The 18,966-nt window shown below is 41.1% G+C and carries 25 protein-coding genes; 18 read left to right on the forward strand and 7 right to left on the reverse strand.

Annotated elements, in window-relative coordinates; genetic code table 11:
• Positions 1-138: 138 nt before the first annotated feature.
• Positions 139-555 carry a HEPN domain-containing protein gene (locus QXI54_09265; GenBank protein MEM0303339.1) on the reverse strand — a complete coding sequence of 139 codons (417 nt, stop codon included), beginning with the start codon at positions 553-555 and terminating at the stop codon, positions 139-141.
• 220 nt (positions 556-775) lie between these two features.
• Between QXI54_09265 and QXI54_09270 the strand changes: the two genes are divergently transcribed.
• The 4 genes from QXI54_09270 to QXI54_09285 are packed head-to-tail and all read left to right on the forward strand — an operon-like array spanning position 776 to position 4,356.
• On the forward strand, positions 776-946 hold the full coding sequence (locus QXI54_09270) for a 4Fe-4S binding protein (protein MEM0303340.1): 171 nt from the start codon (positions 776-778) through the stop codon (positions 944-946).
• Positions 939-1,835 (forward strand): carbohydrate kinase family protein, encoded by an 897-nt coding sequence (locus QXI54_09275; GenBank protein MEM0303341.1) that lies wholly within the window; start codon positions 939-941, stop codon positions 1,833-1,835. Before QXI54_09270 ends, QXI54_09275 begins: the two co-directional genes overlap by 8 nt.
• 45 nt (positions 1,836-1,880) lie before the next feature.
• A complete protein-coding gene (locus tag QXI54_09280) occupies positions 1,881-3,227 on the forward strand; it encodes a hypothetical protein (GenBank protein MEM0303342.1) in 1,347 nt (448 codons plus the stop codon).
• Positions 3,228-3,231: 4 nt separating this feature from the next.
• Complete coding sequence (locus QXI54_09285) at positions 3,232-4,356, forward strand: ABC transporter permease (GenBank protein MEM0303343.1); 1,125 nt, start codon at positions 3,232-3,234, stop codon at positions 4,354-4,356.
• On the opposite strand, the gene QXI54_09290 is transcribed toward QXI54_09285, so the two are convergent.
• A complete protein-coding gene (locus tag QXI54_09290; protein MEM0303344.1) occupies positions 4,331-5,752 on the reverse strand; it encodes a sensor histidine kinase in 1,422 nt (473 codons plus the stop codon). The genes QXI54_09285 and QXI54_09290 overlap by 26 nt on opposite strands.
• Before the next feature lie 71 nt (positions 5,753-5,823).
• Between QXI54_09290 and trxB the strand changes: the two genes are divergently transcribed.
• On the forward strand, positions 5,824-6,735 hold the full coding sequence (trxB, locus tag QXI54_09295) for a thioredoxin-disulfide reductase (protein ID MEM0303345.1): 912 nt from the start codon (positions 5,824-5,826) through the stop codon (positions 6,733-6,735).
• On the opposite strand, the gene cobQ is transcribed toward trxB, so the two are convergent.
• The 3 genes from cobQ to QXI54_09310 are packed head-to-tail and all read right to left on the reverse strand — an operon-like array spanning position 6,694 to position 9,805.
• The gene (gene cobQ / locus QXI54_09300) at positions 6,694-8,094 is read right to left on the reverse strand and encodes a cobyric acid synthase CobQ (GenBank protein ID MEM0303346.1); all 1,401 of its coding nucleotides are present in this window, start codon (positions 8,092-8,094) and stop codon (positions 6,694-6,696) included. The two genes, trxB and cobQ, sit on opposite strands and share 42 nt — an antisense overlap.
• Positions 8,091-8,639, reverse strand: a complete 549-nt coding sequence (locus tag QXI54_09305; GenBank protein MEM0303347.1) for a UbiX family flavin prenyltransferase — start codon at positions 8,637-8,639, stop codon at positions 8,091-8,093. Before QXI54_09305 ends, cobQ begins: the two co-directional genes overlap by 4 nt.
• Positions 8,636-9,805: a tubulin/FtsZ family protein gene (locus tag QXI54_09310; GenBank protein ID MEM0303348.1), complete on the reverse strand. Its 1,170-nt coding sequence runs from the start codon at positions 9,803-9,805 to the stop codon at positions 8,636-8,638. Before QXI54_09310 ends, QXI54_09305 begins: the two co-directional genes overlap by 4 nt.
• Before the next feature lie 86 nt (positions 9,806-9,891).
• Between QXI54_09310 and argC the strand changes: the two genes are divergently transcribed.
• Genes argC through QXI54_09375 form a run of 13 tightly spaced genes read left to right on the forward strand, consistent with a single transcriptional unit; the run spans position 9,892 to position 16,732 of the window.
• Positions 9,892-10,890: an N-acetyl-gamma-glutamyl-phosphate reductase gene (gene argC / locus QXI54_09315; GenBank protein ID MEM0303349.1), complete on the forward strand. Its 999-nt coding sequence runs from the start codon at positions 9,892-9,894 to the stop codon at positions 10,888-10,890.
• A gap of 34 nt (positions 10,891-10,924) precedes the next feature.
• Positions 10,925-11,143, forward strand: a complete 219-nt coding sequence (locus QXI54_09320; GenBank protein MEM0303350.1) for a YhbY family RNA-binding protein — start codon at positions 10,925-10,927, stop codon at positions 11,141-11,143.
• A 5-nt stretch (positions 11,144-11,148) separates the two neighbouring features.
• Entirely contained in the window at positions 11,149-11,589 is a 441-nt protein-coding gene (locus tag QXI54_09325; protein MEM0303351.1) for a 30S ribosomal protein S19e, read from the forward strand.
• An 11-nt stretch (positions 11,590-11,600) separates the two neighbouring features.
• The gene (locus QXI54_09330; protein MEM0303352.1) at positions 11,601-11,927 is read left to right on the forward strand and encodes a DNA-binding protein; all 327 of its coding nucleotides are present in this window, start codon (positions 11,601-11,603) and stop codon (positions 11,925-11,927) included.
• Between the two features lie 4 nt (positions 11,928-11,931).
• Entirely contained in the window at positions 11,932-12,084 is a 153-nt protein-coding gene (locus tag QXI54_09335; protein ID MEM0303353.1) for a 50S ribosomal protein L39e, read from the forward strand.
• Positions 12,085-12,093: 9 nt separating this feature from the next.
• Positions 12,094-12,360: a 50S ribosomal protein L31e gene (locus QXI54_09340; protein ID MEM0303354.1), complete on the forward strand. Its 267-nt coding sequence runs from the start codon at positions 12,094-12,096 to the stop codon at positions 12,358-12,360.
• Positions 12,357-13,007 carry a translation initiation factor IF-6 gene (locus QXI54_09345; protein MEM0303355.1) on the forward strand — a complete coding sequence of 217 codons (651 nt, stop codon included), beginning with the start codon at positions 12,357-12,359 and terminating at the stop codon, positions 13,005-13,007. Before QXI54_09340 ends, QXI54_09345 begins: the two co-directional genes overlap by 4 nt.
• A gap of 9 nt (positions 13,008-13,016) precedes the next feature.
• A complete protein-coding gene (gene rpl18a, locus QXI54_09350; GenBank protein ID MEM0303356.1) occupies positions 13,017-13,193 on the forward strand; it encodes a 50S ribosomal protein L18Ae in 177 nt (58 codons plus the stop codon).
• A complete protein-coding gene (gene pfdA, locus QXI54_09355; GenBank protein MEM0303357.1) occupies positions 13,190-13,597 on the forward strand; it encodes a prefoldin subunit alpha in 408 nt (135 codons plus the stop codon). Before rpl18a ends, pfdA begins: the two co-directional genes overlap by 4 nt.
• Position 13,598: 1 nt before the next feature.
• Positions 13,599-14,540, forward strand: coding sequence for a signal recognition particle-docking protein FtsY (gene ftsY / locus QXI54_09360; GenBank protein ID MEM0303358.1), 942 nt, complete (start codon positions 13,599-13,601; stop codon positions 14,538-14,540).
• Entirely contained in the window at positions 14,537-15,181 is a 645-nt protein-coding gene (cofC, locus tag QXI54_09365; protein ID MEM0303359.1) for a 2-phospho-L-lactate guanylyltransferase, read from the forward strand. Before ftsY ends, cofC begins: the two co-directional genes overlap by 4 nt.
• Positions 15,182-15,212: 31 nt before the next feature.
• The gene (locus QXI54_09370; protein MEM0303360.1) at positions 15,213-16,172 is read left to right on the forward strand and encodes a replication factor C small subunit; all 960 of its coding nucleotides are present in this window, start codon (positions 15,213-15,215) and stop codon (positions 16,170-16,172) included.
• Complete coding sequence (locus QXI54_09375) at positions 16,172-16,732, forward strand: hypothetical protein (protein ID MEM0303361.1); 561 nt, start codon at positions 16,172-16,174, stop codon at positions 16,730-16,732. The genes QXI54_09370 and QXI54_09375 overlap by 1 nt, the downstream gene beginning before the upstream one ends.
• Here QXI54_09375 and QXI54_09380 read toward each other — a convergent pair.
• Positions 16,716-17,750, reverse strand: a complete 1,035-nt coding sequence (locus QXI54_09380; GenBank protein ID MEM0303362.1) for a DUF373 family protein — start codon at positions 17,748-17,750, stop codon at positions 16,716-16,718. The two genes, QXI54_09375 and QXI54_09380, sit on opposite strands and share 17 nt — an antisense overlap.
• 29 nt (positions 17,751-17,779) lie before the next feature.
• Positions 17,780-18,928, reverse strand: a complete 1,149-nt coding sequence (locus QXI54_09385; GenBank protein MEM0303363.1) for an acyl-CoA dehydrogenase family protein — start codon at positions 18,926-18,928, stop codon at positions 17,780-17,782.
• Between the last annotated feature and the right edge of the window lie 38 nt (positions 18,929-18,966).

Consider the following 18,966-nt stretch of genomic DNA (forward strand, 5'->3'; position numbering starts at 1 on the left):
GACTCAATTCTGAACCACATCGATGGTCATCTGGAATTACTCGAGATACTTCGAAGTTTTGCAGTAGCTCTTGGCATTTCAGCGGTCTTGGTGTATACAAGCTTCGGTTCAAGAATTTTCAGGGCTTCAAGGTAAATTCTAATCTCTTTCTCGTAGGGAATCATAAGCAACGCCTTTAACGAATTCCAAAATTTTTTCAGCGGATTTTAAAGCCTCTTCTGCGTCTTCTTCATCGTAAAATTCAAAAGGAGAACCTTCAACGTGGGCATCTGGATATCTTGTTGGAATATAGTGCCTGTCAAGGATTTTTGCTTTCCTTGTAATCTCCTCCGGAACTTTAATTCGCTGGGAAAGTGTTTCGAGCAACTTTTTGAGCGAGTGACCATAGGCCATTATTCCAAGTCCATAAAGCAAGCCCTTAATTGCGAATTCTGCAGACTGATGAGCTTTAAAACACGCCCAAGAATAATCTCCAGCATTTTTATCTCTTTCAGCACTTTTAAGCGTCTGTTCCGCCTGCTTTATCCATCTCTTGAACTCTTCTTCGTCAAACATCCTTATTATTTTTTCCGTGAGTTATAAATCTTTTGACGTGACTTTTATAGGGTTTTTGAGATAATTTTAGTCCTGCTGTGCAGTTTAGCCAAGGCTAATTTTGAGTATAATAGAAAACCGAATTTTGAAATACTGTAATCCACAAATTCAATATATAATGCTTTTAGATTTAACCACAAGACTGAAAGAAGTTTATAAATAGCGAGTGCTGAGGAGTTTCATGCCAGCGGTAGTTGACAAACTAAAATGCGATGGGTGCGGAACTTGCGTTGATGAATGCCCAGTGGGAGCAATAGAGCTAAATGACTACGCAAGCGTCGATGCGGACATTTGCACAGAATGTGGAAGCTGTGTAGATGTTTGCCCAAACGAGGCGATCACGCTTGAGTAGTGTAATTGGTTTTGGAGCTTTAAATCTTGACAAGATATACAGAGTTGACAAAATTCCTGGAAAAGACGAAGAGGGTTTTGTTCGTAGTCTCGAGCTCTCTCCAGGTGGTAGCGCTGCGAATACGATTGTCGGACTTGCAAGACTTGGAATAAAAAGTGGGTATATAGGGAAAGTTGGAAACGATTCTGAAGGTCGAATTTTGCTTGAAGACCTTAAAAAAGAGGGAGTGGAAACACAAGCTGTTATCAGGGCTGAAGGCAGAAGTGGAACTGCTATCATCCTGGTAGATGACGCTGGAAACAGAGCAATTTTGGTAGACCCGGGTGTTAATGATACGATAAGCTATGAGGAAATAGAGCTTGAGTTTGTGAAAAAGTTTAGAGTTCTTCATCTCACGTCTTTTATTTGCAAGAATGGGGAAGATTCCCTCAAATCTCAAAAAAGAATCGTTGGGGAATTTGAATTAGTAAGTTTCGATCCCGGAATGCCTTATGCTGAGAGAGGTCTTAAAGATATGCTCCCACTTCTTAGAAGAACCACGATCTTTCTTCCAAACAGAATTGAAATTGAGAAAATGTTTGGAATGGACTACAGAGCTGCAGCCGAGGAATGTCTTAATCTTGGAATTGAAATTGTAGTGGTTAAACTCGGTTCAGAAGGTTGCTGGGTAAAAACAAGTCAGAAGGATTTTTCAATGAAACCCTTTATGGTTGAAGTTGTCGATACCACCGGCGCGGGAGACGCTTTCAACGCTGGATTTCTCTATGGATATCTGAAGGGTAAAAGTTTAGAGGATTGTGCAAAGTTTGGAAACTACGTCGCTTCACTCTGCATACAGCACGTGGGAGCGAGAAGTGGGTTACCTTCGAAACTACCAGAAAGTATCTAAGTAGTAGGCTGAGTAAGCTTTTTAACACCTTTATCTATTTGGGACATGGATATCGCAAAGCTAGTCGGAATTGTTTTGATATTCGTTTCACTACTTCCAGTCTCTGCCCTGACGATAAGCTATGAGATATCTCCCGAGATTGTCTTGCCGAACGGTTATGCGGATTGTGTTATCACCTTGAGAAACACCGGAGTAAGTCCAATAACGATTGATTCAATCTCGTTTCTCTCTGCAACGATAGAATTCGAACCATCTCACGTTCAGCATGTGGGGAACTTGTCGCCTGGGGGTTCATATACTATAAAGATCTCGATGAAGTCTTCTGCAGTTGGAAGACAAAATGCACAGATGGTGGTTTCTACAAGTGAGGGCTCTTTCTCCCAGATAATAGAACTTCTTGTTGATGACCGTTTCCCGGAGGTTTCGCTATCTTCACCGCTTTACAGGGGAGAAGTAAATTATGCTAAACTTTTTGTGGCAACTCCTGTTCTGATAAAGAATCTTCGAGTAGAGGCACTTTTCAACGCAACTCCCAAGACCTTTTTTGTAAGTGAGCTTGTGGGAGCAACCAGTTTTCAGTTTAGATTGGGTGAGGAATTAGAGTTCATGAATTTCAAAATCTCCTTTTATAATGGTAGAAGTTACCATGAAGTTGAGAGAACTATAAGAGTTGAATACATACCATCAAAGGGGGTTGCTATAAGTCTACAACCATCAAAGGACGTGCTTTTCATTGGTGAGGCTGTTAATCTAAGCGTTGAAATCACAAATATGCGAAATGATGACATTTACAACGTCAGGATTCAGCTTTTAGGCAACGGAAAATTCTCTCAAAGTGAGGCAAAAATTGACAAAATATCTGCAGGAGAGAAGAAGACTCTGAATTTTATTTTTAGCCCAAGAGAGAGTGGAAATACCAGTATAGTGGCGAGAATGTCTTTCGAAGACTTCTTCGGAAATAAGTATGAGAAAAGCGAGAGGTTGACATTAAATGTTCTGGAATCATTTGTATTGCAGGTAATAAACGTTCAAAAAGTCTTTAGTGCAGGAAAAACAAAAATTTCAGGTGAAGTAGTTAATTATGGACATAGGAGTTCTCTAAACACGAAAGTCTCTGCAATTTGTGATGGTGAAAAAGCGGACTATTATATAGGCGAGATAGATGCAAAGGATTATGAAACGTTCGATTTGGAAATCTTATGCGATAACGCAACTCTTCTGCTTACGTGGTGGAATGATGCTGGGGATAGTTTTTTGGTTTCTGAGATAGTAAGGATAGGAAAAGTGGAGAAAAAAGAAGAGAATCCAATTCCGCTTTATATAACCGCAATAGCATCCGCTTTGGTTTTGGTTTTCGTGGGATATGTAGTCTATAGAGCGCGCAAAAAGTGATCAAATGTATTTCGAGCTTGCAAAGAGAAACTTGCAAAGAGCAAAGATTAGAAGCATTCTCGCAGTGGTGGGGATTTTAATTGGAGTGATGGCAATCTCTGCAATAGGTATCTTTGGTGAGAGCCTGAAGTCTGCAGTTCTGGAAAACTTTGAAGATATTGCAAACGAACTGGTTGTAAGCCCAAACTACCAGAAAGGCTACCGATACATAGATGAGAAGGATATTGAGAAGATTAGGAAGATTCCTGAAGTTGAAAGTGCGATGGCAGTGAAGTCGGATTATCTGCTGGTGGTTCTTAAAGATGAAAAAACATACACAACTGTCTACGGCTTGAGAGAAGAAGAAGTAAAGACGCTATTCAGGGTTGAGAAGGGTGTTATAGATCTCAATAAGGGCTGCGTAGTTGGCAAATCTTTCGCAGAGCTCTATGAATTGAAGACGGGCTTCAAAATTCTTGTTAATGGTGTTGAGTTCAAGGTTGCTGGAATTCTCGAGGATGCGGGAATGCGATATGATATTAATCCAAATTTTGCGGTTATTTTGTCTGAGGGTAGTTTTGGAAAGGTATCCAGTGCGGGTTATTCCAGTGTTATAGTAAGAGCAAAGGAAATTGGAGCAGTTGGGAAGGTAAAGGAAGAAATTGAAAGGAGACTGAACACTAAGGAAGAAAAAGTTACCGTTTTTGAAATGAAAATGATTCTTGACGTAATAAATCAGGCTTTTAATCAGATAAATTTGTTCCTCATGGCGATTGCGAGTGTTTCATTGCTGGTTGCAGGTGTCAGTATACTCAACATTATGCTAATGTCAACGATCGAAAGAACCAAGGAGATAGGCATAATGAGGGCAATAGGTGCCCAGAGAATAGCAGTTCTTAGGATATTTCTGCTTGAAGCTCTCGTTCTGGGGCTCATAGGAAGCCTCTTGGGTTCGATTCTCAGCGTAATAGCAGGGTATGGAATAAACTATCTTATACTCAAGGAGACGAAATACGTCTTTCAGCTGTCAACAATTGGCTATATGGCTCTTGGGTTTAGTGTAGGTATAATTACTTCTGTGTTGAGCGGTCTCTATCCAGCTTGGAAGGCGAGTAGACTTGAGCCTATTGATGCGTTGAGGTTTGAATAGTTTTTAGCCTTATTACAAAGGTAGCTCCACGTGGTTTCGTATCTTCCACCCAGACTTTTCCTCCATATCTCTCAACTATTTTCTTTACGATATAAAGCCCAAATCCAAGCCCCGCTGTCTCTCCATAGCGGAAACCTTCCTTAAACAGCTCTTTCTTGATTTCTTTTGGAATTCCAACTCCATAGTCGATAACTCTAATCTCTGCTTCCCCATCTAATTCGCTGAGCACGATCTCTATTCTGTCAGTCCCGCTGTGTCTCACAGCATTCTCTACAAGGTTTTCGATCGCTAAGGAAATCTCATCTCCCGCAAGGGCTGTGCAAGATCCTTTTATTGTTATTGGGATATCGTAATTTGATTTAATCTCTTCTACGACATTTCGCATCTCTATTGGTTTCAAATTGGCACTTTCCGTTGTAACAGTTTTTTCCAACGACCCAATCTTTTCTATATATTCTCCAGCTTCCTTTACACCTTTTATGGCTTTTTCAAGGTATTCCTTTTGATTTGTCAACTCATAAACTTCTACGTATCCAGAAATCAGCTGGAGTTTCTTCAGCACATCATAGCGAAGTGCTCGACTCATCAGTCTGAAAGCTTCTTTCATGTCATTCATTTTATCGAGAAGTTGTGCAAACTTCCTTCTTTCCTCTTCAAGGATATCAAAGCTGAGAACCTTTACCTTTTTGCCATGCAGATCGTATAGATAGAAGACTAAGATTGAAAGAGAGAGGTTGTAAAACATTGCTGGGAGTGTAAAGAACTCTGTAATATGAAGATAAATCTTTGCCGGAAATTGAAGCAGGTATGTCAGTGACACCATGAGCCAGTAATTGGCGGTTTCGGTGTTGAAATACAAAGCCAGGAGGGATAAGAATACAAAAACAACGAAGAGGTCCAGGAACATCATCAGGGCAATAATTTGAGGGACAGGATTTGTCAAAATTGATATTAGAAGTGCAGAAGAAACAACCACTGGCAATGCAAGTTTCTTGGGGGTGATAAATTTCATCTCACGCTGGAGTTTTTGGACACCGTAGCCAAGAATCGGAAAATAGGCCAGGATGCATGGAAGAAAGTTCATGATATTTAGAGGGGTGCGTGTGATTATCGAGGTGTAGAGGTAAAGGAAATAGATTAGCATTAAAAACAGGGTTATTGTTAGATTTTTGGTGAACCTTTTTGCTTCCCCTTCGGCGTTTCGAAATATTAATGTTGAAATTAGGCATGAAAGAATGATTGCTGAGACTCCATAGAGTATTATTAAGAATTGTGCAATCATTAGTTCTTCATGGAGATTCAGAATTCTTAGGAGCGGTATCGAAGCTGGCGGCACGAGGGAGAAGAAGAGCAGAAATATTGCGATGTAAACTTTAAGGTCAAGTTTCAGAGCCATGAATGTTATACCCATTCGAGTATTTAAAAATTTACCCAAAAATTTATGTGGGTTGTGACTTAAATTAAACAATGTTTGATGTTGCAATCGTTGGTGGTGGACCTGCAGGGCTAACAGCAGCCATTTACTGTGCAAGATATGGGCTGAAAACCGTCTTTTTCGAGACCTTTGATCCAGTTTCGCAACTTTCTCTGGCTGGAAGAATAGAAAATTATCCGGGATTTGAAGGTAGTGGTATGGAATTGCTCGATCGTATGAAAGAGCAGGCTTTAAAGGCCGGTGCGGAAGGCAAAGTGGAAAAGATCGAGAAAATCATAAAAAAAGGCAGTAATTTTGTTCTAATTGGTGAAAATGAATATGAGGCAAGAGTGGTGATAATAGCCACCGGTGGAAAGCATCGCGAGGCAGGGGTTGAGGGTGAGGCTAAGTTTATAGGAAAAGGTGTTAGCTACTGCGCAACTTGTGACGGAAATTTATTCAGGGGGAAGAGGGTCATAGTCTATGGAAGTGGTAAGGAGGCGGTTAGCGATGCGATATATTTGCATGATCTTGGTTGCAAAGTTTTTCTAATCTCAAGATCTCCTTTGAGGGTCGAGAAGGCTCTGATGGATGAGCTTGAAAAAAGAGGTATTGAAGTGATTCTGAATGCAAATATGAGAAAAATTGAAGGTGATAGAAGGGTCGAAAAAGTAATTTTATTTTTGAGAGACAAAAAAGAGGAGCGAACAATGGATATTGATGGCGTTTTCATTGCAATTGGTATGCGACCTGCAACAGATCTTGTAGCAGAGCTTGGAGTAGAGCGAGATTCATTGGGCTATATTAAGGTTGATAAAGAGCAAAAGACAAATGTTGCTGGAGTTTTTGCTGCTGGTGACTGCTGTAGCAACCCCCTAAAACAGGTGGTCACCGCTTGCGGTGATGGAGCGGTTGCAGCATTCTCAGCTTATAGATATCTTAGAGAGCAATCTGTCGATTTTTAGCCTTTTTTCAACTTCATCTGCAAGAAAATCAAATTTGTTTTCGAATTCGAGCTTCACCCCTAAATATTTTCCAATGGCTTTGATCAAATTTTCGTTCCAGAAAAGTCCGTGCAGATAAGTGCCCCAGCACATTCCATCATCGCTCTGGCACCCGTCATCCTCGAAAATGGGTTTCTTTGAAATGGTTATCCCTTTATGAATCTCATATCCCCAAACAGTCTCACCTCTAATGCTTCTGATAATTTCAGCATCCCCCGTAACTTTTTTAGAAACTTGCACGGTTTTTTTCTTGTATCTCTCAAATTTCGTTTCCGCTTCGAGCAGTCCAAGCCCTCTAACTCTTTCAACACCGTGTTCTACACCAAAATCGACAAGTTCTTTTCCCAGCATCTGGTAGCCACCGCAGATACCGATTATCAGCTTTTTTCCGGCAATCTTTTTTATGTGGTCGAAAATTGGCGAAGATTTCAAAGTCTTTAAGTCTGCAATTGTGTCCTTGCTACCTGGAATTATGAGAATTTCGCATTCTGGAATATCATTTAGACCAACAAAACTTGCGATTTTTCTCAGGGGTTCAAAGTCTGTGAAATTCGAGATTCTTGGAAGTCTAACAATTCCGATTAAGCCAGAACCCTTCCAATCTTCGATATTAAGAGAATCTTCTGAGGGAAAATCGGAATCCAGGAATGGGATAACCCCGATAACCGGAACACCACAAAGCTCTTCAAGTCTCCTTATTCCATTACCAAGGAACTCTTCGTATCCTCTTAGTCTGTTTATTATCAGCCCAACAACCATTTTCCTTACATCTTCAGGTAGAAGTTGGTAGGTTCCATAAAGTGAAGCGAAAACACCACCACGATCTATGTCGCCTACTATTAATATTGCAGGCTTCGCATATCTCGCAATGTGAATGTTTGCAAGGTCTCTGTCGTAAAGATTGATTTCAGCCATCCCTCCTGCCCCCTCTATTACAATTACCTCAAATTCTTCAGCGAGACTGTCGTAGGCTTTTTCAACAACTCTCCTTAATTCAGGAGTTTTTTTGTAGTATTCCCTAGAATCGAGATCCCCGACCGCTTCTCCGAGAATCACAAGTTGAGAAATGAAATTTCCCTTTGGCTTTAGCAAAATTGGATTCATTCTTTCATCTGGTTCAATACCAGCTGCAAAAGCTTGCATTGCCTGAGCAATTGCAATTTCTTTTCCATTCTTCGTAACAAAAGAATTTAGACTCATGTTCTGGGCTTTGAATGGCGCCACTTCGTATCCTTTTTTTGCAAGTATCCTGCAGATTGCCATGGTTAACAAAGATTTACCAGCACTACTTGTTGTTCCACCAACCATTATCGCTTTCATTGCCATCTCTTGTAATCAACTTCAATTCCAAGCTGTTCCATTATTCTTGAAACTGTGAAATCCACGAGTTCTTCAAGATTTTTTGGTTTTGAATAAAAAGATAAGACTAAGGGATAAATGATTGCACCAAGCTCAGAAAGTCTTAAAAGAGCTGAAAGATGGCCTTTATGCAATGGAGCTTCTCTAACCGCAACAACGAGCCTTCTTCCTTCTTTTAGAGTCACGTCTGCAGCTCTTGTTATCAGGTTGTCCGTAATTCCGTATGCTATACTCGATGCAGTCTTGATACTGCATGGCACGATTGCCATTCCATCGTGTCTGAAGCTCCCGCTTGAGAAAGGAGCGTAGATTTCATCTTCGTCATAGAACTTCGTTGCTATGGTTCGCAAATAAGTTTCATCAAATTCGGTTTCACTTTTCATCGTTATTTTCGCCGCTCTCGAAGCGATTGCATACACTTCTATCCCTTTTGAGATTAGCTTTTCAATGAGTCTAATACCAACTATTTGACCGCTTGCTCCGGTTAGTGCAACAATAAGTTTCATATAAGCGGTTCAATATCTTCATCGAACAGATTTATTGTCTTCTCGACCCTTTCCTTTTCTGCACTTTCGATCCCTTCCTTTGCTTCAATCGCAAGTTGTTGCAACTCTTTTACCCTGGGAGCTTCGGTTACGTTGGCAAGAACAACTAAAGCTGCGACGTATTTTGTTCTCCTTGTAGGATAGTCTCCCGCTCTTACTTCAACCCCGGCAATTTGCTCTTCAAGCCAGATCTTTGCCTTCTCGAGTCCTTTTCTGTCGAGATGCTCTGGAGGACCTGCAACCAAAATTAGCGCCCTTTCTGCACTACTTATGTTACATGGTAATGTCAACCTTCCAAGTGCGGCCCTTCTGACGAGAGAGGCTATTTTTATAGCCTTGTCACCTTCAATCGTTTCAATTTCCTCTTTTTTCTTCTTTCTGAAGAATGGCAACCCTTTTTTTGAATCAGTTTCGGCTAAACTTGTTGCATAACCAATTGATGTGATTCCGCCACCTTTTAGAGTATTTATAACCTCGCTGCTGTCCACAACCATTTCTCCTACCAAGTCTTCTTCTATTGGTTCTCCCGCTCTTGCAAGTAAAGCGATTCTTCTAACTATTTCTTCGTTTATCTTTGCGAAAGAATCCTTGAGACTCATTCCCTCAAATTTCCATGCTCCATTATCAAACAGAATGAGATTATCAACGTATTTCATCAGGGAAATCATGCTTCTTGCTGCATTCAAAGAGTAAAGCTTTCCTTCTTCAGGTGCAGGAAGAATTCCAAATGCGTATACCGGCTCAGAATACATCTCGGAAAGATGCTTTGCAAGAACTGGTGCACCTCCACTCCCCGTTCCACCACCAAGACCAGCTAAAATGAGAAAGGCGTCCAAATCATGAGTTCCCCTTTCGTCAATAGCATTTAGAATCGTTTCGATTTCATCCTGGGTTATTTTGGCCCCCATTTTGTTATCCGTTCCTACACCGTGTCCTTTAACTACTGTTTGGCCGATTAAAATTCTGTCCTGCATCGGAACATGTTTTAGGCCTATTAAATCTGTTCTTGCAGTATTTACAGCAAGCCATCTCATTCTAATATTTGATCCTCTTCTTTTTTCATTCTCGATAAGCATGTCAAGAATCTTCCCGCCAGCCTGCCCAAAGCCTATGACGAAGAGCCTCATTTTGACCCCTTAAAACATAATTTCACTTTTTATTTAAATTTTTTGCATGTAGAAAAGACTATATTTAGCAACTCAAACTCAGTGGTATGAAAATTGGAATTATTGGTGCGAGCGGTTATACAGGGGGAGAACTCCTAAGACTCCTTGCTATGCACCCAAAAGCAGAAGTTTCTGCAGTTTCATCAAGGAGATTTGAGGGAAAGGAAGTTTGGAGGCTACATAGCTTTCTTAGAGGGTTCTATAATATTAAATTCTGTGCTCCGGAAATCAAAAACTTCTCTGATTGTGATGTCGTGTTTACTGCGGTCCCGCATGGAGAAGCGATGCTTTATGTTCCTAAATTGCTGGAGGTCGGTATAAAGGTTGTGGATCTGTCTGCAGATTATCGATTACCGAAGGAAGTTTACGAAAAGACCTATGGCAAGAAACATACTGGCTATCTGGAGGCAGTTTATGGTTTAACGGAACTTCATCGTGATGAAATAAGAAGAGCAAAGCTCGTGGCAAACCCGGGATGCTATCCAACTGGCACTGTTTTAGCTGTGGCGCCACTTGCAAAGCTTGAATTAATTGAAAAAGTTGTATTTGATTGCAAGAGCGGAATTACTGGTGCAGGGGAGAGTCCGTCTGAATTCACGCATTATCCAAACTTGCACGAGGCGATAGTTCCTTATAAAGTGACAGATCACAGACATTTTCCTGAAATTATCCAGGAACTTTCGAGATTTCAGCAAGATGTAAGGGTTTATTTTACTCCCCAGGTATTTCCCGGTTCGAGGGGGATTCTAACAAATGCACACGTATTTATGAGAGGAGAGCTAACAAGAGAAGAGCTTTACAGGATATATGAAGATTTTTACAGAGACTGCTACTTCATAAGACTTCAGGAGGAGGTAAAGTTGAGCCAGGTAAGGGGAAGCAATTTCTGCGATATAGCTCTTTATCCTGCTGGCGAGAGAGTGGTAGTAGTCTCGGCAATCGATAACATGGTTAAAGGTGCAAGCGGGCAGGCAATACAGAACATGAATTTGATGTTTGGCTTGGATGAGCGAACTGGACTGAAAATTCCGCCCCTCTTTCCATGAAAAAATTTTTTAGTTGAGAGCCCGCAAAGAGGAAATGGAAATGGTAAAGATCAATGTAGGCAAGAAAGGAATAACGGAAAGCTTAATAAACGAAATAAATCTCCAACTTGAAAAGAGGGGAATAGTGAAAGTTAAACTGCTCAGGAATTTCGAGAGTAGGAGCAATAGGAGTTCGGTAGGTGAAGAGTTGGCCAAAAGGCTCGGATGTAAGGTTAAAGACGTGAGGGGATTTGTTATAACTTTGGAGAGGTGAATCTGATGAGTGTATACGATGTGCCTGCAGAACTGCTCATAAACAGGGTTGCACAGAAGCTAAAGGATGCTGTGTCTCCGCCGGAGTGGGCTAAGTTTGTCAAGACAGGAGTAAACAGGGAAAGGGCTCCGGATCAGCCCGACTGGTGGTATATTAGACTTGCATCCATATTCAGGAGGATCTACATCGATGGGCCCGTAGGGATCGAGAGACTGCGATCCTACTATGGAGGCAGAAAAAGACGTGGAGTTAGACCGGCGCACTTTGCTAAGGGAAGCGGGTCAATAGTGAGAAACGCTCTGCATCAGCTGGAGCAACTGGGTTTTGTTAAGAAAACTCCCAGGGGAAGAGTTTTAACTCCTGCAGGTAGAGCTTACTTGGACAAAATAGCAGCGGAGTTGAAGTCAGAATTGTCTCAGAAGATTCCAGAACTGAGTAAATACTGAGGTGATGAGCCATGGACGAGCTGGAGGAAATAAGAAGAAGAAAACTTCTTGAGATGCAAAGGCAAAAGGAGCTTGAGGAATTGAGAAGACAGGAAGAGCTTAGAAGACAGTATGAAGCTCAAAAGCAGGCTATACTACGAACAATACTCGAGCCAGAGGCAAGGGAAAGACTTGGAAGGTTAAAATTAGCTCATCCAGAAATTGCTGAAGCGGTAGAAACCCAGCTCGTCTATTTGGCTCAGGCTGGAAAGATTCAGGGAAAAATTTCAGACAATATGCTTGTTGAGATTTTGAAAAGGGTTCAGAAAAAAAGAGAAACCAAAATTGTTAGGAAGTGATGTTATGGGTAAGAAAACTCTTGGAGTTAAATTGAGATTGGCCAAGGCATTGAAGCAGAACGTTCGCGCTCCAGTTTGGGTTACCATAAAAACAGGAAGAAGAGTATTCGGCAGTCCCAAGAGGAGATACTGGAGAAGGAGGAAGCTGAAAGTCTGAGGTGAGCGGATGGCGAATATTCAGGTTGAGAGAATTTACTCCTTAAGACTAAGGCAGAAACTCGTCCGATACCCTCGGTGGTTGAGGGCCAAAAAAGCTACAAGATATCTCAGAAACTTTCTGAGCAGACACATGAAGGTTCCACCTGAGAATGTAAAACTTGATGAAAAAGTTAACGAGTTTCTGTGGAGCAGAGGAGCAAAATGGGCTCCAGCGAGAATCAGAGTCAGAGCGGTGAAGTTTGACGATGGAATTGTTGAAGTAGAACTTGCATGAGGCTTTTAGCCGTTCACGGAAGCCCCCTTATCGGATTATATGCAAAAGTTTCGGAGAATTTTGCAGTAATAGGTGTATCTGACGAGAAGTTCGAATCTTCTTTAAAGGAAACTCTTGGTGTTGAGACAGTGGTGACCACGATTGCAGGATCAGAACTTGTAGGATCAATGATTGCGATGAACTCAAATGGATTGGTTGTTAGCAGTAGCGTTACAACCAAAGAACTTGAAAAGCTTGAGAGCAAGTTTGAAGTTAAAGTTGTGGATACACCAATGACATGTTTGGGAAACAATTTTTGTCTAAATGACAGGGGAGGTATTGCTCATCCAGAGATGGCCAATCACATTGTAGAAGAGATAAGCGATTTTCTTAACATAGAGATAGTTTTGGGAACAATTGGGGGAATAAAAACAGTCGGGATGGCAGGGGTAATAACGAACAGGGGAGGAATAGTGCATCCTAACACAAATGAATGGGAATTAAAAAAGATCAAGAGGGTTATGGGCATAGAAGCTTTGAAAGGAACCGCCAATTTCGGCAACGACATGGTTGGTTCGAGCATCATCGCAAATTCAAAAGGATACATAGTTGGTAGGGATACTACCGGTTTGGAGTTAGGAATTATAGATGAAGCTCTGTTTCCGTGAGGTGGTCGTATGTTCGAGATAAAAGGATCTTTTAAAGATGTAGACGGCTGGAAAAAGTTTAAAAAAGTAATTAAAGCTGAGAGTGAGAAACTTGCTTTGGAAAAGCTCTTTTCAATAATAGGGAGCAATCACAAGGTTAAGAGGCATCTCATAAAAGTTGAAGAAATAAAAAAGGTGGGTAAATGAGCATCGAAGAGAAAGTTGCAGTTCTCCAACAACTACAAAAGGATTTCGAACTTTTGCAAAGGAGATTGGTTGAACTGGAACTTATTGCGAATGAGTATAGAAAAGCAATCTCAACTTTGGAATTTTTAAAAACTGCTGAGAAAGAAATTAACGCCCTCGTGAGCCTTGGGGGAGGCGTTTACGCTTATTCAGACATAAGAGACTGCAAAAAAGTTTTGTTGGAGGTTGGTTCAGGGATAGTTGTTGAAAAGGACGTCGATAGTGCCCTCGACTTTATTAAAAAGAGGCTGGAAGAAGTTGAGAAATCAAGTGCAGACACAACAAACACTCTCAGGGGAATAGTTCTTGAAGCATCAAAGATCCAGCAGGAAATAGCGGAGCTTTCAAAGAAGAAAGAGGAATGAGATGTTTAAGGCACTTAAGGAGAAACTTCAGCAGTTAAAAGAAAAAATAGATATTGGCAGTGTTGGGGAAAAAGTATCCGCCTTGGCAAGTGGAGAGGTTTTAATCTCGGAAGAAAAAGTCGATGAGATTCTTGATGAGCTTGAAGTCATTCTGCTCGAAAGCGATGTTGCATTTGAAGTGGTGGGTGAAATAAGAGAGAAACTAAAGGCAAGACTTTCTGGAAAAAGGAAGAAAATTGGAGAAAGTCTTTACAACATAGTTGAAAAAGAGCTGAAGGCAGTTCTGATTGAGATCCTGCAAAAAAATCAATTCGACTTTGATGAGTTTGTAGAGCGGAGGATTAAGGATAAAAAACCTTTAAACATAATATTCGTTGGGGTAAATGGCACAGGAAAAACGACGACGATTGCAAAGGTAGCAAAGAGGCTCATGAACAAATACAGCGTTGTGATCGCTGCTGGAGACACTTTTAGGGCGGGAGCGATAGAGCAAATTGAGGAGCATGCAAAGAGACTTGGAGTTAGACTTATAAAGCACAATCCCGGCTCTGATCCCACTGCGGTCATATTTGACGCCTTGAAGCATGCAGAGAGTAGAGGCATAGATATTGTTCTCGCGGACACAGCCGGAAGAATGCACACCAAAAAGAATCTTTTAGATCAGCTTGAGAAGATAAAGAGAGTCACTAAACCGGATCTGATCATTTTTGTTGATGAGACCATTGCGGGAAATGATGCTGTTGAAAGAGCAAGAATGTTTAATGAAATGGTTGGGATTGACGGTAGCATTCTAACCAAGATCGATGCAGATCCAAAAGGCGGAACTGCAATCTCGATCAGCTATGTAACTCAAAAACCGATTCTTTTTCTGGGAACAGGGCAAAGTTATGAGGATTTGGTAAAGTTTGACCCTCACTGGCTTGTTGAAAGGATCTTTTCATGAAATTCGTGATACCTTTCAAACCCGTAAATCCAAAATCCAGACTTAGCGATGTTTTAAGTGAAGAAGAGAGAAAAAGATTTGCGGAATTGATGTTGATAGATGTAGTCAATGTTCTAAAAAAACTTGATCTTGAAATAAAGATAGTCTCATCCTCGAAACTAAATCTCGATCTTGGGGTCGAGCTTGAAGAAGATAACAGACCTCTGGACGATTGTGTGAACTCTGAACTTGAAGAAGTTCCAAAGGCAATCGTGATGTCAGATTTACCTCTTTTAAATTCAGAAACAATTGAAAGGTTTTTGGATTGTAAAGAAGACGTAGTAATTGCTCCTGGTAGAAAAGGAGGAACAAACATGCTTCTCGTTAGAAAAAAAGGATTCAGAGTTTCTTATCATTATTGCAGTTTTATAAAACATTTGAATTTTGCAAAATCTCTCGGTTTTAGCTATCGAATCTTTGATTCTTTCTACTCATCCGTGGACATAGACGACAGAGGAGATTTGCTTGAGCTCATGATCCATGGTGAGGGAAAACTTTCAAAGGCATATTTGGAAGAACTTGGATTTCGCGTAAAGTTAGAAAAAATTCCAAAGTTGCAAAGAGTTAAGAAAAAATCCAGACAATCTTTAGTTCTGCGATAGTTTTTTTTACAAAGAATAAAACAAGAAAGCGATGGAAGAGTTTGAGATCTGGGTCGAAAAGTATCGTCCTAAAACACTTGACGAAGTGGTTGGACAGGAGGAGATCATAAAAAGGCTAAAAGGCTACGTTGAGAGGAAAAACATTCCTCACATGCTTTTTTCAGGTCCTCCTGGCACAGGAAAGACCGCAACAGCAATAGCTTTGACAAGAGACCTGTTTGGAGATGTTTGGAGGGATAACTTTATCGAAATGAACGCAAGCGATGAGAGAGGAATTGATGTAGTTCGGCACAAGATCAAGGAATTCGCAAGAACCGCTCCGCTTGGTGGAGCACCTTTTAAAATTATATTTCTCGACGAAGCCGATGCATTGACTGCAGACGCTCAGGCTGCACTCAGGAGAACAATGGAAATGTTCTCAAAGAGCTGTAGATTTATTTTAAGCTGTAATTACGTGAGCAGGATAATAGAGCCAATTCAAAGCAGATGTGCTGTTTTCAGATTTAAGGCTGTATCCAAAGAAGCGATGAAGAAAAGATTGCTTGAAATCTGCCAAAAAGAAGGGGTAAAGATTACCGAAGACGGAATTGAGGCAATTCTATACATTTCTGGTGGAGATTTCAGAAAAGCGATAAATGCTCTCCAAGGTGCGGCAGCAATTGGAGAAGTCGTTGATCGAGAGAAAATCTTCCAGATCACTGCAACCGCTCAACCAGAAGAAATTGCTCAAATTCTTGAAACTGCCCTTAAGGGCAACTTCGTCGAAGCTCGTGAAAAGTTAAGCAAGCTTATGCTTGAATACGGCATGAGCGGTGAAGACGTGATTGCACAGCTCTTCAGAGAGATCACTTCTTCAAACATGAATGAGAAGCTGAAGGTTCTGTTAATCGATAAACTGGGCGAGATAGATTTTAGACTGACTGAGGGAGCAAACGAAAGGATCCAGCTCTCTGCATTTCTGGCTTACGTTTCAACGCTTGCAAAGAAGTGATGTGGTCTGCTTATAAAAAAGAAAAGCTTGAGAGCTATGAGGAAGCAAAAAGGGAATCAAAGCTTGACGATGATATAATACCGATCCTTGAAAAAATAAATGAAAAAGAAAACTTCGTTACACTTTCAAGCTGTAGCGGTAGGATTGCGGTAATAGATCTGGAAAACTTTGGAGAAAAGCTAAATTCTGAATTTATTGGGAAATGGCATCGCAGGGTTGAATTTGGCGAAGTTTTGGAATGCGTTAAAAAGTGCCAGAGACAGGGATGGCTTATACAGTATCCCCCGATCATACACGTCGCATGCAAAGATCTTGAATCCGCCAGAAAACTAATGAAAATTGCAAACGATGCTGGATTCAGAAGAAGTGGACTTATTTCTTTGCAAAACTTTGTTGTAGAGATCGCCTCTCTTGAAAGATTAGAACTACCAGTGGCAATTGATGGCAAAAAGATCATTGAAGATAACTATCTTCGCATTGCGGTTGATTTAGCGAACAAAAAGCTTGAAAGTGGAAAGAGAAAACTCAAAAGACTCGAGATTTTTATTTCTTCCTTGTGAACAGTAGACCAATTGCGGAAACGAATAGCGCTGCAAAAACCGCTGCTGCGAATCTGTAAATCGAGTCTCTTATTTCTGGGTTGATCAGATATCCCGCGGTTCCCCAGATAATAAGACCAATCGAAATAGTTATAAACGCTGATGTGAAATGCCTTCCAACCTTTCTCCCTTCGCTGAAGGCATCTATTGCCCTTGCAATCGCTATTGCTACTCCAGAAAGGGTTATCCAAGCGATGCTATAAAATATGAACGTTGCAATTGCGATATGTGGGGTTGTCTGGGCAATGGACGCGTTGAAGCCATTTGCAAGACCTATCAGCATCAAAATGCCTGAACCAAGATAAAACACAAAAGAAAGTCTGCCTTCGCTTACACTTCTGCGAATTCCCTCGAAAAAGGAAGCAAGGGCTTTATCCAGCCCATAGGCTTTTCCAACAAAATATATGCCTAAGAACAAGATTATTCCGCCAACACCCCATTCAGGATGCTGTATCAGCAGAAAGAAAGAATAAACAAGAAAAATTATTCCAATTGGGGCAAGCGTAACTCTTGCGACTTTTGGCTCATTAAACATTCTTCTTAGCATGAAATAAGTGCTTTCGAGTGTTTTGCTCTGCTTAACAACAACTCTATGAAGCAGATCTACCTTAAATCTCGAATAAACAAGTGGCATCACGAATTCGTCTTCAGAACCATCTGTTACGACTATAACACTTTCTGGGTTTATATTTACCATAATGCTGTCGAGCTGTTCAGCTATTTTGCTGTCAGAAACTTTACCAACATTTTTGTCTCCAGTGACCACGACGACTTCGCAATCCTCTCCCTTTTCGACAAGTTCATCGTGTATCTTTACCGCAGAGAACATTGCATTTGCATCTGAGTCTTCGGGATCCGCCAAGACAAGTCTAACAGCTGCCTGAAGAACGTTCTCACGCCCAATAACAGGAGAAGCTATCCCAACTTTTTGTCCAAGATCGTCATCTCTATCTATCGCTATTATAACCTTCTTTGCCACAATTCAAATTAGCTAAAAAATATATAAGATTATCTCAGCTTCCCGAACATCTCTCTTGCAATCGTGTTAAGCTGAACTTCCTTTGTCCCTTCGTAGATTTCTGTTATCTTTGCATCCCTCAGGAATCTCTCGACTTCGTATTCAGCAATGTATCCATAGCCACCATGCATCTGCACTGCTTCATCGCAAACCTTCACAGCCAGCTTTCCTGCGAGATACTTTGCCATCGAAGTCAACGCTGGATCCGGCTTCTTCGCATCAAAACTCCATGCTGCTTTGTAAACAAGCAATCTTACCGCTTCAATTTCAGCCCTTAAATCCGCTATCCTGTGCTGTAGTGCCTGAAAAGCTCCTATTGGCTGTCCAAACTGCTTTCTCTGCTTCATGTAGTTGACTGCCCTATCAAAAGCTCCTTGGGCTATCCCCAATGCCTGAGCTGCAATCTCGATTCTGCTCTCGTTGAAGAATTCCAGAACCTGATAGAAGCCTCTGTTTAGAGTCCCTATTATTGCGTCATCGCCAACTCTTAGATCTTTGAATGCAACTTCCGCAGTCGGAGATGCCCTTATACCATGTTTACCCTTAATTGGGGTTACCTTAATCTCATCGCACTTCTTTGCAAGGAAAAGAGTGAAACCGCGATATCTTGGTTGTGTTTCTTCAGTCACCGCTAATATTATGAAGTAATCCGCAATCGGGGCATTGGTTATGAATGTCTTGGCACCATTGATCACCCATTCATCTCCATCTTTTACCGCTCTTGTCCTTATTGCGGTCAAATCACTTCCAGCCTCAGGTTCAGTGTAGCAACCAGCGGTAATTGCCTTTCCCTTAGCAACCTTTGGCAAGACTTCCTTCTTTTGCTCTTCGCTTCCGAACATCATCAAAAGCTCGCATGAGAAGTCCGAGAGAATAACCGCACTTCCAATTGTGCTATCCGCTCTGCAAAACTCTTCTGCGATTATTATGTTCTCAAGGCAACCCATTCCCGCACCGCTGTATTCCTCTGGAAAGTGAATTCCAATGAATCCGAGTTCGCATGCTTTTTTCCAGATCTCAAAAGGAAATTCTTCTTTTTTGTCAAACTCCTCAGCCTTTTCTTTTAAGAATTCCTTCGTAGCAAACTCTCTCGCAGCTTTCCTTATATCTTCCTGTTCTTGTGTAAACTCGAAGTTCATGGAAACCCTTGCATCTCTTGCTTAATTATTTTTTCATT

This window comes from Archaeoglobaceae archaeon, assembly GCA_038734275.1.
GTDB lineage: Archaea > Halobacteriota > Archaeoglobi > Archaeoglobales > Archaeoglobaceae > WYZ-LMO2.